The sequence below is a fragment of the Bradyrhizobium sp. Kon69 genome, assembly GCF_055807515.1.
Window position 1 is genome coordinate 1 of record NZ_JBVVOS010000113.1, and the last position, 459, is coordinate 459.

Sequence of the window (459 nt, forward strand, 5' to 3'; positions counted from 1 at the left end):
TCTTTATAATCTCTTCATCGGATGCATAATCTGTATATTCGCAATCTATTTGATTGAATATATCGGTTGGGCGTGGTTGGACTAGTCAGCGTGATCTTATAGGGTACTTTAATCCTCTTTCCAATCGCATGGTTCCGGCGCCAACAGGATTCTATAATTATATAAAGTCATGTCAGGCTGAAGTTTGCCATAGTGCTCCACCACTTTGGGTGGTTCTTGATGAGGCGAATTTATCGGCTATTGAACACTATTGGGCTCCTTTTATGGGAATGGCTGACGCTGAGTCAGATCGAACTTTGCGCGTTAACGAAAATGAATCTCTTATTCAGATACCAGAGTCGTTGAGGTTTATCGGCACTATAAACTATGACATGACCACCGAACCGCTAAGCCCGAGGCTTATCGATCGTGCTCCTATTATAACTCTTGAGCCGAGCTATGAGGAGTTTGAGTATGATA

Annotated in this window: 1 protein-coding gene; it reads left to right on the plus strand. The window is 42.7% G+C overall.

Going from position 1 to position 459, the window contains the following annotated elements; translation table 11 throughout:
* Nucleotides 1-53: 53 nt before the first annotated feature.
* Nucleotides 54-459: hypothetical protein (locus AC0L3U_RS38450; RefSeq protein ID WP_473364969.1), on the plus strand; the 406-nt coding region annotated here is incomplete at its 3' end.